Origin of the sequence: Nocardioides sp. Arc9.136, from assembly GCF_030506255.1 — a bacterium.
In the GTDB taxonomy this organism is placed as follows: Bacteria; Actinomycetota; Actinomycetes; order Propionibacteriales; family Nocardioidaceae; genus Nocardioides.
In genome coordinates this window covers 501285-514655 of sequence record NZ_CP113431.1, presented here as the reverse complement: position 1 = coordinate 514655, position 13371 = coordinate 501285, and the positions used below count along the sequence as shown (strand labels likewise).

Below are 13371 nucleotides of genomic sequence, written 5' to 3'. Positions count from 1 at the left end.
GCCCCACCACGGGGCGGCCGGGCTCGTCGCCGTCCGGGGCACTACCGTGCGGCCGTGCTCCCGGACGTCCTGGTCGAGGCGACCGCCGCCGCCTGGACGACCACGTGGCCCGTGCTCGCCTTCCTGCTCGTCATCACCCTGGTGAGCGACCTGTGCGCGGACGCCCGGCTCTTCGACGTCGCCGCCCACGCCGTCGCCCGGCTGGCCGGTGGCCGCACGCCGCTGCTCTTCGCGGCCCACTGCCTGCTCGCGACCGTCACCACCGTGCTGCTGGGGATCGACACCACCGCGGTGATGCTCACCCCGGTCTCCCTCGCGCTCGCCGCCCAGGTCGGGGTGGCGCCGCTGCCGTTCGCCTTCGCCACGCTGTGGCTGGCCAACGGCGCGAGCCTGCTCTTGCCGATCTCGAACCTCACCAACCTCCTGGCCGTCGAGCGCACGGGGCAGTCGGCCGGTGCGTTCGTCGCCGACCTCTGGCTGCCGCAGGTCGTCGTGCTGGCCGTCGTTGTCACGGTCCTCGCGCTGCGGCACCGGGCAGCGCTCACCGGCACCTACCCCGTCCCCCGCACGCTCCCGGCGTACGACGCCGTGCTGGTCGCCGGCAGCGCGACCGTCGCGCTGGGGATCGCGGTGGCGACCGTGCTCGGCGCCCCGGCCTGGGCCGCGGCGACCGGCGGGCTGGCCGTGCTCGTGCTGCTCGCCGTCGTCCGCGACCCGGGGCTGGTGCGGCCAGGCCGGCTGCTGCGCTCGGTCCCGGCGGTCATCCTCGTGGGCACCTTCGCGCTGTTCACCCTGGTCGAGGTCGCCCTGCGGGTGGTCGACGTCGAGCGCCTCGACTGGCCCGGCCCGGTCGCGGTGGCCGCCGCGGCGGCCCTGCTCGCCAACGCCGTGGACAACCTCCCGGCGTGGCTCGCGCTCGCGCCGCTGACCGACGACGGCCTCCAGCCGGCCCTGCTGGTCGGGGTCAACGCCGGCGGCATGCTGCTGCTCTGGGGCTCGCTGGCGAACCTGCTCTGGCGGCGCCGCTGCCGCCTCGCCGGCCTGCACGTCACCTGGACCCAGTTCCTCCGCGAGGGCCTGCTGGTGGTCCCCCTCTGCGTCGTCCTCGGCGCCCTCGTCGCCTGACCGCTGGTCGAGCAGCGAAGGCGCCCAACGCCTGAGCCGGCGACCGCTGGCCGAGCAGCGAAGGCGCCCAACGCCTGAGCCGGCGACCGCTGGTCGAGCAGCGAAGGCGTCCAACGCCTGAGCCGGCGACCGCTGGTCGAGCAGCGAAGGCGTCCAACGCCTGAGCCGGCGACCGCTGGTCGAGCAGCGAAGGCGTCCAACGCCTGAGCGTCGTCGAGACCCCCGCACCTCCCCACCACCGCAACCACCCTCACCGGGTCTCGACGACGGCTCGCTGGCGCTCGTCTGCTCGACCAGCGGCCCGCTGGTCAGGCCGGGTCGTCGGTGGAGGGCGCGCCGGCGGTGAGGCCGGGCCAGAGCCGGAGCTGGAGGCCGACGGCGAACCGCTGGGCGGGGTCGAGCAGGTCGAGGCCGCCGACCTCGCGCACGCGGCGCAGGCGGTAGCGGAAGGTGTTGGGGTGCACGTAGAGCGCCTCGGCGGCGCGGTTGACGTCGCCGAACGCCTCGAGCCAGGCGTGCAGGGTGGCGACCAGGCTGCCGTCGTGCTCCTCGTCGTAGGCCACCAGCGCGGCGAGCGGCCCGGTGACCGGCTCGCCCCGGGCGAGGACCCGGTCGCGCAGCTCCATCAGCAGCGACTCGGTCTGGACGTCGACGAGGCGGGCGACCGGGCCGGCCGACGGGTCGTCGCGCAGCACCCGCAGGACCCGGTCGGTCGTCTCCCGTGACCGGCCGATCTCGCTCAGCGAGGTCGCGACCGGCCCGACGGCCACCACCGTGCGCAGCCGCTCACCGATCCGCTCGAGGAAGTCGCCGGCGACACGCACGGCGCGGGCCTCGCCCTCCCCGGCGGGACCGGCGTACGCCGCCAGGGCGTAGGTGACCCCGCCGACCGGCGCGGTGGCCGACCGCGGGTGCACGGCGCTGAGGTGGACGGCGAAGGCGTCGCTGAGCCGCTGCCGCTCGTGGGCGAGGACGGGGTCGTCGCCGGTCTCCGGGTCGGGGTCGGGCACCGCCAGCGCGAGCACGAGCAGCGGGCTGTCGGCGAGGCCGAGCCGCTCCAGCGCCTCCCGGGCACCGGGGCCGCCCTCGAGCACCGAGCCGACGAGGTCCGCGCGCACGCGGCGCTCCACATCGGCGCCGGCACGCACGCGCAGCAGGTGCAGGGCGACGAGCTTCGCGGCGTCGCGCAGGGCGTCGGTGCGCTCGGGCGACAGTGGTCCGGGGACGGCGGCCCAGATCGAGCCGAGCACCTCGTCGCCGGCCCGGACCGCGACCGCGACCCGGGGCATGACGAAGACCTGGTCGGCGTCCGGCGTGGGGTCGACGAAGATCGGCTGGTCGCTGCGGTGCAGCTCGCGGAAGACCCCCCGCTCGCTGAGGATCCGGGAGTAGCGCTCGGGCACCTGCCGGCCCAGGATCGTCTCCACCCGCGAGGGGTCGGCCTCGTCCTGGCGGCCGGAGAACGCCAGGACCCGCGAGTTCCGGTCCTCGATGGTGATGGGCGCGTCCAGCAGCGAGGCGATCGCGTTGGCGACGGCGAACAGGTCGCCGGAGGGCAGCCCGCCCAGCGACTCCGGGGCCACCGCACCCACGTCGCCCTCGACGAGCAGCGAGCGCAGCATGGCGGCCAGGTGGGCCCACGGGGCGCCCCGGCTCAGGCCGAGCACCGGCACCCCGGCGGCCTCCGAGGCGGCGCGCACCTCCGGCGACACCGGCACCGGCGCCCGCAGCACCAGCGCCGCGGCGTCCCGCCGCCCGAGCTCGCCGAGCAGCTCGGCCACCCGGTCCGGCTCCTCCACGCCGACCCCGAGCACGAGCGAGCGGCGCGGCAGCACGGGCGCGTCGAGCGGGTCGTGGATGACCACGCCGCTGATCTCCTCCGCGCGACCGGGGTCGCCGTGGACCAGCTCGAGCAGCGTGCTCCCGAGGTCGTCCAGTACCCGGGCGAGGCTGGCCCGCGCCCGGGGGCCCGGGACCGCCGAGGACTGCACGACCCGGACCCTAGCGGCGTACGGCGCTCCTCACGCCGACAGCCACTCCGTCCGCGTGGTGACGGCCGCGAGCCGGTCGGCGTCGGGGGTGACCCCGATGCCGGGTCCCTCGGGCACCGCGAGCGTGCCCTCCTCGAGGACGAACGGGTCGGTGACGTCGGTCGAGTAGTACCGGTCCGAGGCCGAGGTGTCGCCGGGCATCGTGAACCCGGGCAGCGCGGCGAGCGCGACGTTCGCCGCACGGCCGATGCCGGTCTCGAGCATGCCTCCGCACCACACCGGCACGCCGTGGGCGCGGCAGACGTCGTGGATCCGGCGGGCCTCGAGGTAGCCGCCCACCCGCCCGGGCTTGATGTTGACCACCGAGCAGGCGCCGAGCGTGATCGCCGCCGCGGCCGACTGCGCGGAGACGATCGACTCGTCGAGGCACACCGGGGTGGTGATCAGCTGGGCGAGGCGGGCGTGCCCGAGGACGTCCTCCTCCTCGAGCGGCTGCTCGATCAGCAGCAGGTCGAACGGGTCGAGGCGAGCGAGGTGGCGGGCGTCGGCGAGCGTGTACGCCGTGTTGGCGTCGACCTGCAGCAGGACGTCGTCGCCGAACCGCTCCCGGACCGCCCGGACCGGCTCGACGTCCCAGCCGGGCTCGATCTTGAGCTTGATCCGGACGTACCCCTCGGCCAGGTAGCCCTCGACCGCGTCGAGCAGCTGGGGGACGCCGTCCATGATGCCGACCGAGACGCCGGCGGGCACCCGGTCGCGGACCGCGCCGAGCTCGCGCGCGAAGGAGCGGCCGCCGGCGCGCAGCTCGGCGTCCAGGACGCCCATCTCGAGGGCGGCCTTGGCCATCCGGTGGCCCTTGAACGGCGCCAGCACGTCGGCGACCCGGGAGGCGTCGAGCGGGCCGGCCGCGGCGAGGGTCGGCACGAGGTAGCGGCGCAGCACGTCGGCCGCGCCGGCGACGTACTCCGAGGAGTACCGCGGGTCGACCATCGTCACGCACTCCCCCCAGCCCTCGCCGGCGTCGGTGTCGACGCGGAGCACGAGCAGGTCGCGCGTCACCTGGGTCCCGAACGAGGTCCGGAACGGCGACACGAGGGGCATGGACACGTGGAGGAGCTCCACGCCGTTGAGCTTCACAGGTCTCTCCGAACGACGTACCAGCCGGCAGGGTCGAAAGCGGTGATGCGGGCGCCGTCGGCGAGGAGCGCCGCGAGCGCCTCGCGCACGCTGGTCCGCCAGCGGTGCGCGAGCACGGGGTCGGTGACCCGGAGGCCACTGATGTCGCGCGGCACGGCGACGCGGAGGACGGCCGCGTCGAGCCGTCCGGGCACCGGGGAGCCGTCGTCCCCGACACCCACGGCGGTGACCACCTCGCCGTCCGGGCCGTCCGGGCCCTCCGGGCCGGCGGGGAACGGCACCCGGGTACCCGAGCAGGCGGCCACGACGGCCGGGTCGAGCAGGCGCCACCGCACGAGCAGGCGGTCGGTCTCGTCCTGGCCGTTGAGGGAGTCGGGCATCAGGCCGTAGAAGTTGGTGAGGTACTCCACCGGACGCGCGGCCAGCTTGCCGACGTTGAAGTAGGCGTTGCGGCTGACGAGCGGGTCGAAGGTCCAGGCGATGTCGGAGACGCCGCGCAGCAGCGCCCAGCTGCGCTGGTGCAGCTTGAGCGCGAACCCCACGCTGCGGCCCACCACCTCCGGCGAGACACCGGCGATGTGGCTGTGCAGCGCGTCGTCGCCCGGCGCGTGGAAGAACCCCACGCAGGCGCCGACGAGCCGGCCCTCGGCGAAGGCGCCGCCGACGTAGTTGCCCGCCTTGGTGAACGCCCGGAGCAGCTCGAGGGTGACCGGCGGGTTGGTGCTGCGGCCCCAGATGCCGGCGTAGAGGTCGACGACCTGCTCCAGCTCGCCGAGGCCGGCGAGCTCGCGCACGGTCACCCCGGAGGCGAGCGCGGCGGCCTCGGCCACCCGGACGGCCCGGTCCAGCTCGGTCGCCGGCTCGGGTGCCCGCTGCGGTGCGGCGGCGAGGTCGGTCACGTGGCCGATGCTCCCGGCCTTCTCGGGCAGCGTCATGGTCGCGCCCCACAAGTCGCGCGGGCCCGGTTCGTCGGCACGGCCAGCAGGTCCTCGACCAGGGCGCGCAGCAGCGTCGTGCGCCCGACGAGCGGCGCGAGCAGGACGTGCTCGTGGTCGGCGTGCGCCCCACCGCCGACGGCGCCCAGGCCGTCGAGGGTGGGGGTGCCGACGCCGGCGGTGAAGTTCCCGTCCGAGGCGCCCCCGACCGCGGTGGCCTCGAGCGGCGGCAGCCCGAGCCGGGCGGCGAGCCCCTGTGCCCGCTCGAGCAGGGCGGCGGAGGACGACGCCTCCAGCGGCGGCCGGTTGGGGCCGCCGTGGACCTCGACGGCCGCTCCGTCGAGCACCGGCCGCAGCGCGCGGACGGCGTCGTCGACCCGCTGCTGCTCGGCCAGCGAGCGCACCCGGACGTCGACCGCGAACGACCCCTCGGCCGGCACCGTGTTGGTGGTCTGCCCCGAGCGCGCCGCCGTCGGCGTGACCGTCGTGCCCGCGGCCGGGTCGGCCAGCGCGGCCACGGCCAGCGACTGGTGGGCCAGCTCGAGCGTCGCGTTGACCCCGCGCTCGGGCTCCAGGCCGGCGTGCGCGGCGCGGCCGAGCAGGCGCACGTCGTACAGCGAGACGCCCTTGCGCTCGCTCTTGAGCGCGCCGCCGTCGGCGGCGGCCTCGAGCACCAGCGCGGCGCCGGCGGCGCGGGCCTCCTCCTCGACCAGGCCGCGGGAGCTCGGCGAGCCGAGCTCCTCGTCGCCGGTGACCAGCAGGGTGACCCCGTCCTGGCCGGCGGCGGCGTGGAAGGCCATCGCGAGACCCACCTTCATGTCCAGGCAGCCCGGGCCGCGCAGCACCCCGCCCTCGGCCGCGTCGGTGACGGCGCAGGGGTGGGTGCCCAGGGAGCCGATCGGCCAGACGGTGTCGTGGTGGCCCAGCAGCAGCACCCGCGAGGCACCCTCGCCGAGCCGCCAGCGCAGGTGCGTCCGGCCGTCGAGCACGATCCGCTCCGGGGCCCGGCCCAGCCGGCGCTCGCCGACCCGGGCGACGACGTCCGCGGACCGGGCGACCGCCGCGAGGTCGGTCGAGGGCGACTCGCAGCCGATCAGCTCGCGGGCGTCGGCCAGCAGCTCCTCCAGCAGGTCCATCAGTCGACCCGCGGCGTCGCGCGGGCACCGAAGTGGAGGTACCGCTCGCCGGTGGGCAGCTCGAAGAAGGTGACCGGGAACCACGTCTCGGCGCCCTCGGGCCGGGTGAGGAACATGCCGGGCGCGTAGGCGACCAGCGGGTGCTCCTCCACCGGGTCGGGGACCATCTCGGCCAGCGGCCCGAGGACGGTCGTCCGCAGCCGCGGTCCGGGTCCGCCGTCGAGCACCTCCATCCGGACCCCGGCCCGGGCGTAGGTGCCGACGTACGGCGCGAGGTCGACGTCCGCGGGCGGCTCCGGCGGCAGCAGCCGCGGGGTCATCCGCACGCCGGCGAGCTCGTCGAACAGCTCGCGGTAGAGGTCCTCGTAGAGGTCGCGGCTGCCGTCGTTGTTGGTCAGCAGCGTCACCGCGAGGCCGGCCTCCGGCAGGACCCGCAGGAACGCCGCCTGGCCGATGGTGTTGCCGTCGTGGCCGTAGAGCCGGTGGCCGTCCCAGCCGAACCGGATCCAGCCCAGGCCCCAGGAGTCCCCCAGGGAGTGGACGTCGGGCAGGTCGGCCTGGTGGGCGGCCATCGCGCGGGCCGACCCCTCGCCGAGGACACGGGTGCCGTCGGGGGCCAGGCCCTCGGTCAGGTGGAGCCGGGCGAAGGCGAGGACGTCCGCGGCGTCGGCGGTGACCAGGCCCGCGGGCCCGACCGACCGCGGCAGCTGCCAGATCGGCACCACCTGCTTGCGACCGTCCTCGGTGGCGTGGCCGACCGCGGCGGCCTGGAGCAGCGCGTCCTCGGGGAGCGTGAGCGCGCGCCGCATGCCCAGGGGGGCGAAGATCCGGTCGCGCATCGCCTGGTCCCAGGTGGTGCCGGTGAGCACCTCGACCACCCGGCCGAGGACCGAGAAGCCGGCGTTGCAGTAGGACCAGGTCGCGCCGAGCGGGTGGTTCTGGGTCTGCTCGTGGAGCAGCGCGACGTACTTCTCCAGGCAGTCGTCGCCGCGGCCGGTGTCGGTGAAGACGTCGCCGTCGATGCCGCTGGTGTGGTTGAGCAGGTGGCGCAGCGTGACCTGCTTGGTGACGTCGGGGTCGGCGAGGCGCAGCTCCGGCAGCACCTCCACCACCGGGGCGTCGAGGTCGGCGAGCCCCTCGTCGACCAGCTGCATGACGAGGGTCGCGGTCCACACCTTGGTGATCGACCCGATCTGGAAGACCGAGTCGGGGGTGACCGGCGCGCGGGTGTCGACGTTGAGGACACCGTGGGTCGCGACGACCACCTCGTCCTCGGCGTCGGGCCCGCCGAGGCGCAGGATGCCCAGCTGCGCCCCGGGCACGCCGTGCTTCTCGGCGAGGGCCGAGAGCCGCCGCTGCCAGTGGCCGAGATCGAGGCGGGGCCGACCGTCGCGGAGGACGTGCTGCTCGACCCAGTCCACGACGCGGCGTGCGTAGTCGAGGCGCTGCGAGGGCCGGCCGAGCAGGATGAAGGCGTGCGCGGCCCCCGGGTAGAGCACGAGCTCGGTGGGCACGCCGCGGTGGCGCAGGGAGGTGTGCCACTGCTGGGCCTGGCCGACCGGGCAGGTGAGGTCCTCGAGGCCGTGCAGCACCAGCGTGGGCGTGGTGACCCGGTCGACGTGGGTGATCGGCGACATCGCGGCGTACGCCTCGGGCTGCTCCCAGGGCGTCCCGCCGAGCTCGTAGGAGCTCATGCAGGTGCCGTCGTCGCAGGTGCCGTACATGCTGACCATGTCGCTCACCACGCCGCCGGCGACGCCGGCCCGGAACCGGTCGTCGTGGGCGGTGAGCCAGCAGGTCGTGAAGCCGCCGTAGCTGTAGCCGGTGACCGCCAGCCGGTCGGGGTCGGCGAGGCCCTCGGCGACGAGCGCGTCGATCGGCTCGAGGAAGTCCTGGGCGTCGGCGACCCCCCAGGCCCCGTTGACGCCGTCGTAGAACTCCTCGCCGTAGCCGTCGCTGCCGCGGGGGTTGACCAGCAGCACGACCCAGCCCCGCGCGGCGAGCTCCTGGTGGTAGGGGTGCATCTCGTCGGCGGCGGCGTTCCACGCGTTGTGCGGGCCGCCGTGCACGTCGAGCAGCAGCGGGCGCGGGCCGGAGCGGGCGGGGTCCCGGACCAGCCAGCCCTGGACCTCCACGCCGTCGGAGACGGTGAACGTCCGCTCCTCGGGGACGAACAGCTCGACGTCGGCGAGGCCGGCCCCGTGGTCGGTGAGCACGGTCTCGGTCCCGCTCGCGAGGTCGAGCGCGACCAGCTCGCCGTACGACGTCGGCGTGGTGAGCGCGACGACGGCCGTGCCGCCGACGACCGACAGCCCGGAGACGACCCGCCCCTCGCCGGCGAGGACCGGCGTCGCGGCGGGCGCGGGGTCGGTGGGCTCGAGCGCCCACAGGTGGGTGCAGCCGCGGTCGCGGACGGCGACGAGGACCCGGCCGTCGGCGAGCACGTGCGGCCGGGCGCCGGGGTACGCCGGCCCGCCCGCCATCACGTTGCGGTCCAGGTGGCCGGTCAGGTCGCGGGTCGCGCCGCCGTCCAGCGGCACGCGCAGCAGGTGCTGGTGCCCGACGGGGTCGCCGGGGTGGCCGATGACGAGGAGGCTCCGGCCGTCCGGGGCGTACGACACCGCGCCGGCGAGCCCGTCGGCCAGCGCGACGACCCGGGGCTCGGCCTTGCGGTCCTCGGCGTCGAGCACGTGGACGGCCGTGCGGAACGTGAGGTCGCTGTCGTCGCCGACCTTGCGCAGGAAGGCGATCGAGCGGCCGTCGGGCGACCAGGCCGGCCCGTCGGCGTGCTCACGCCCGTCGGTCAGCTGCCGGCACCGGCCGGAGTCGACGTCGAGCACGTGCAGCTGGCGGCGTGCCGCCCCGAGCAGCCCCGCACCGTCGGACTGGTAGTCCAGGCGCCGGGCGACGAGCGGCTCCGCACCGTCGGTCGGGTCGACCGGGGCCGGGACGAGCAGCCGGGTGCCGTCGGGGCTCCACGCGGGGGTCCCGGCCACGCCGCACGGCAGGTGCCCGACCTGTCGCGGCTCGCCGCCGGTCGCCGCCAGCACATGCACCTGGCCGTCGCGGACGAACGCGATCCGCGACCCGTCGGGCGACCAGGACGGCGCGGTGTCGGCGGGCCCGGCGGTCAGCGGACGCGCGTCGCCGCCGGCGGTGCCGACCAGCCAGAGCCGGTCGACGGTGCGGTCCTCGGCCGTGTCGAGGGTCCGGACCACGTGGGCGACGGTGCCGCCGTCCGGGGAGAGCGCCGGCTGGGAGGGCACGGCCAGGGCCGTGAGGTCGTCGATGCGCATGGTGCGGGTCATGGGTGGCTCCTTGGGGAGGCGCTGGAGGTTCCGGCGGTGGCGCCGGGGGTGCTCCCGGAACGGCCGGGGACGGCGGCCAGCAGGTCGCGCGTGTAGGTCTCGGTCGGCTCGGCGAGCACCCGGGCGGTGGGGCCCTGCTCGACGACCACGCCGCGGTGCATGACGGCGACGTACGACGCGACGTACCGCACGACGGCGAGGTTGTGGGAGATGAAGAGCATGGAGAGGCCCAGCTCGCGCTGGAGCTCGCGGACCAGGTTGAGGACCGTGCCCTGCACCGACACGTCGAGCGCCGAGGTGATCTCGTCGGCCACGACGACCGCGGGGCGGGCGGCCAGCGCGCGGGCCAGCGCGACGCGCTGCCGCTGCCCACCGGAGAGCTCCGCGGGGCGCGCGTCCGCGCGGGCCGGGTCCAGGTGCACCAGCTCGAGCAGCCGGCCGACCTCGGCACGCCGCTGGGCGCGGCCGACGTCGCGCGGCATGGCCTCGGCGATGCTCTCCGCGATCGTCATCCGCGGGTCCAGGGAGGAGAACGGGTCCTGGAAGACCATCTGCACCGGGCGGCGCCGGCCACGCGTCGGGACCGGCTCGCCGTCGAGGAGGATCGCCCCGCCGTGGAGCGGGGCCAGCCCGACGGCGGCGCGGGCCAGGGTCGACTTGCCCGAGCCGGACTCCCCGACCAGGCCCACGACCTCGCCGGGCGGGACGACCAGGGAGACCCCGTCCACCACGGTGCTCCGCCCGTAGCGGACCGACACGTCGTCGAAGCGCAGCTCGCTCACGGGACGTCCACCTCCGCCAGCGGACGGGGACCGAGCTCGAGGTCGACCGCCTCGTCGGCGTGCCAGCAGGCGACCCGGTGGGCCGTGCCGTCGGCGACCAGCGGCGGGTCCTCGGTCCGGCACCGGTCGGAGACCAGCGGGCAGCGGGCGGCGTACGGGCAGCCCGGCGGGACGTCGGCGGGATCGACCGGGCGGCCGGGGATCACGGTGAGCGGCCGGTCGAGGTCGGTGTCCATGGCCGGCACGGCGGCGACCAGCGCGCGGGTGTAGGGGTGGCGCGCCGCCGTGGTGAGCTCGGCGGCCGACAGGTCCTCCACGATGCGGCCGGCGTACATCACCAGCACGCGGTCGCAGACGTCGCCGACGACGGTGACGTCGTGGCTGATCAGCACCAGGGCGACGTCGTCGGCGCGGCGGATGGACTGCAGCAGGTCGAGCACCTGCTGCTGGACGGTGACGTCGAGGGCGGTCGTCGGCTCGTCGGCGACGATGAGCGACGGCGTGCCCATCAGGCCCATGCCGATCATCGCGCGCTGGCGCATGCCGCCGGAGAACTCGTGGGGGTACTGGCGCGCCCGCCGCTCGGCCTCGGGGATCCGGACGGCGTCGAGGCGGTCGACGGCGCGGGCGAGCGCCTCGCGCCGGTCCATGCCCTGGTGGTGCCGGGCGACCTCCGCGAGCTGGGTGCCGATGCGGGTGGTCGGGTTGAACGACGACATCGGGTCCTGGAAGACCATCGCCAGCGAGGTGCCGAGGTGGTGGCGGCGCGCCGGGCTGTCCCCCGTCGTGAGGTCCTCGCCGAGGAGGTCCAGCCGGTCCGCCCGGACGTCGGCGTGGTCGTCGAGCAGCTGGGCGACGGCGAGCGCGGTCAGCGACTTGCCGGACCCCGACTCCCCGACGATGCCCACCGCCTCGCCGCGGCGCACCGAGAACGTCACGCCCCGGACCGGCTCCACCGGTGACCCGCCGTCGCGGCCGGGGAACCCCACGCGCAGGTCGCGGACGTCGAGGACCACGTCGGGCGCGCCGGCGTGGGCGTCCGGCTCGGTGACCGGCGCGTGCGGCACGCCGGTCGCGCGGGTCCGACCCCGTCTGGGGGCCGCGGCCAGGTCGCCGGGCGACGCCATGCCGACGGCCTTGGCGACCGACTCGCCCAGCAGGTTGAGCACCAGGCCGGCGAGCAGCACGGCCGCGCCGGGGGCGAAGGCCGCCGCGGGGTTGACGTACAGCGAGCCGACGCCCTCGAACAGCAGCCGCCCCCAGTCGTAGGACGGCGCCTGCACGCCGAGGCCGAGGAAGGAGAGCCCCGCGAAGGAGAGCAGCGCCGAGCCGGCGCCGATCGTGGCGTTGACGATGAGCGGCTCGGCGATGTTCGGCAGCACGTGCCGCACCAGGATGCGCAGCTCGCCGACGCCGGCGACCCGCGCGGCCGAGACGTAGTCCCGGGAGGCCACGCCGGCCACCAGGGTCTGCACCAGGCGGGCGAAGCTGGGCGCGCCGGCGAGGCCGACGGCCAGCACCGCGCCGGTGGCGCCGACGCCGAAGACGACGGCGAAGAACAGCGCGAGCAGCAGCCCGGGGAAGGCGACGGCGATGTTGACGCCCGCGACGACCATCCGTCCCGAGCGGCGCCCGAGCAGCAGCGGGGCGGTGCCGAGGACCAGCCCGACGAGCACGGCGATCGCGGTCGCGCCGAGCGCCAGCTGGAAGGAGAGCCGGGCGGCCACGAGCGTCCGGAGCAGGATGTCGCGGCCGAGGTTGTCGGTGCCGGCCCAGTGCTCGGCGGACGGCCCGGCCAGGATGTCGTCGGTGTCGACGGCGTCCGCGGCGTCGGCCCACAGCAGGGGGGCGACCACGGCCAGGACGAGCATCGCGGCGGTGAGGACCGCGGTGGCCAGGCCCAGCGGAGTGCGCACCACGCCGGCCCAGCGGGGCGGTCGGCGACCGTCTCGGCTCATCAGTCCTCCTTGATCATCGACCGCGGGTCGAGCAGGGCGAGGACCACGTCGACCAGCGTGTTCACGAGCAGCACGCCGATCCCGTAGACGAGGACGATCCCCTGCACGACCGGGTAGTCCTTGTTGAGGATCGAGGAGACGATCGTGCTGCCCAGGCCGGGCCAGGCGAAGACGTTCTCGACCAGGACCGTGCCGGCGACCATCGACCCGAGCAGCAGCCCGCACAGGGTCAGGCTGGCCGTCAGCGCGTTGGGCAGGGCGTGGCGCAGGTGGACGGTGCGGGGCGGCAGGCGCTTGGCGCGCGCCGTACGGATGAAGTCCGCCTGCAGCACGGTGACCATCTCCACGCGCAGGACCCGCGCCAGGATCGCGGCCGGGCCGATCGCCAGCGCGAGGACCGGGAGCACGAGCGAGGAGAGCGTGTCGTTGCCGGCCACCGGCAGCGCGCCGAGCCGGACGCCGAAGACGTAGACCAGCGCGACGCCGACCAGGAAGTCCGGGATCGTGCCGAGCACCACGCTGGTGCCGGTGAAGGCCAGCTCGGTGCGGCGCCCGTGCCCCCGGCGGGTCAGCACGCCGGCGACGACGCCGACCGGCACCGCGACGGCGACCGCCACCGCGAAGCCGAGGACCGCCAGCCACAGCGTCGCCGGCAGCCGTTGGGCGAGGACGTCGGCGACCGGCACCTGCGAGATCAGCGAGGTGCCGAAGTCACCGGTGACGACGCCGCGCAGGTAGTCCAGGTACTGCACCGGCAGCGGGTCGTCGAGGCCGAGCGCCGCGCGCTTGGCCGCGACGAGGTCCGCGGGCGCGGTGGGCCCGAGGGCTCCGCGCACCGGGTCGCCGGGGATCAGGTGCGTCATCAGGAACGACGCGGTCAGCAGCACCCACAGCGACACCAGGAGCCGGCCCGAGCGTCGCAGCGCGAACCGCAGCCAGGGCCGCGACTCCAGGGTGCGCGCCGGCCGGCCGACGCCCGGGATCGCCGTGGTGGCCACG

General features: G+C 75.9%; 9 protein-coding genes. 1 reads left to right on the top strand and 8 read right to left on the bottom strand.

Features of this window, described 5'->3' with window-relative positions; translation table 11 throughout:
* The first annotated feature begins 54 nt into the window (after nucleotides 1–54).
* On the top strand, nucleotides 55–1125 hold the full coding sequence (locus tag OSR43_RS02380) for an SLC13 family permease (protein ID WP_302269393.1): 1071 nt from the start codon (nucleotides 55–57) through the stop codon (nucleotides 1123–1125).
* A 308-nt stretch (nucleotides 1126–1433) separates the two neighbouring features.
* On the opposite strand, the gene OSR43_RS02375 is transcribed toward OSR43_RS02380, so the two are convergent.
* Genes OSR43_RS02375 through OSR43_RS02340 form a run of 8 tightly spaced genes read right to left on the bottom strand, consistent with a single transcriptional unit; the run spans nucleotide 1434 to nucleotide 13370 of the window.
* The gene (locus tag OSR43_RS02375) at nucleotides 1434–3116 is read right to left on the bottom strand and encodes a CdaR family transcriptional regulator (protein ID WP_302269392.1); all 1683 of its coding nucleotides are present in this window, start codon (nucleotides 3114–3116) and stop codon (nucleotides 1434–1436) included.
* A gap of 30 nt (nucleotides 3117–3146) precedes the next feature.
* Nucleotides 3147–4253, bottom strand: a complete 1107-nt coding sequence (gene menC, locus OSR43_RS02370; RefSeq protein WP_302269391.1) for an o-succinylbenzoate synthase — start codon at nucleotides 4251–4253, stop codon at nucleotides 3147–3149.
* Nucleotides 4250–5188 carry a GNAT family N-acetyltransferase gene (locus tag OSR43_RS02365; RefSeq protein ID WP_302269390.1) on the bottom strand — a complete coding sequence of 313 codons (939 nt, stop codon included), beginning with the start codon at nucleotides 5186–5188 and terminating at the stop codon, nucleotides 4250–4252. Before OSR43_RS02365 ends, menC begins: the two co-directional genes overlap by 4 nt.
* Entirely contained in the window at nucleotides 5185–6324 is a 1140-nt protein-coding gene (locus OSR43_RS02360; RefSeq protein ID WP_302269389.1) for a M20/M25/M40 family metallo-hydrolase, read from the bottom strand. The genes OSR43_RS02365 and OSR43_RS02360 overlap by 4 nt, the downstream gene beginning before the upstream one ends.
* A complete protein-coding gene (locus tag OSR43_RS02355) occupies nucleotides 6324–9632 on the bottom strand; it encodes a serine hydrolase (RefSeq protein WP_302269387.1) in 3309 nt (1102 codons plus the stop codon). Before OSR43_RS02355 ends, OSR43_RS02360 begins: the two co-directional genes overlap by 1 nt.
* Nucleotides 9629–10414 (bottom strand): ABC transporter ATP-binding protein, encoded by a 786-nt coding sequence (locus tag OSR43_RS02350; protein WP_302269386.1) that lies wholly within the window; start codon nucleotides 10412–10414, stop codon nucleotides 9629–9631. The genes OSR43_RS02355 and OSR43_RS02350 overlap by 4 nt, the downstream gene beginning before the upstream one ends.
* Nucleotides 10411–12372: a dipeptide/oligopeptide/nickel ABC transporter permease/ATP-binding protein gene (locus OSR43_RS02345; RefSeq protein ID WP_302269385.1), complete on the bottom strand. Its 1962-nt coding sequence runs from the start codon at nucleotides 12370–12372 to the stop codon at nucleotides 10411–10413. Before OSR43_RS02345 ends, OSR43_RS02350 begins: the two co-directional genes overlap by 4 nt.
* Entirely contained in the window at nucleotides 12372–13370 is a 999-nt protein-coding gene (locus OSR43_RS02340) for an ABC transporter permease (protein WP_302269384.1), read from the bottom strand. The genes OSR43_RS02345 and OSR43_RS02340 overlap by 1 nt, the downstream gene beginning before the upstream one ends.
* Nucleotide 13371: the final 1 nt, after the last annotated feature.

Coding starts and splice junctions, on each gene's coding strand:
- OSR43_RS02365 (WP_302269390.1), bottom strand. CDS start 5,188: ATGACGCTGCCCGAGAAGGCCGGGAGCATCGGCCACGTGACCGACCTC.
- OSR43_RS02360 (WP_302269389.1), bottom strand. CDS start 6,324: ATGGACCTGCTGGAGGAGCTGCTGGCCGACGCCCGCGAGCTGATCGGC.
- OSR43_RS02355 (WP_302269387.1), bottom strand. CDS start 9,632: ATGACCCGCACCATGCGCATCGACGACCTCACGGCCCTGGCCGTGCCC.
- OSR43_RS02345 (WP_302269385.1), bottom strand. CDS start 12,372: ATGAGCCGAGACGGTCGCCGACCGCCCCGCTGGGCCGGCGTGGTGCGC.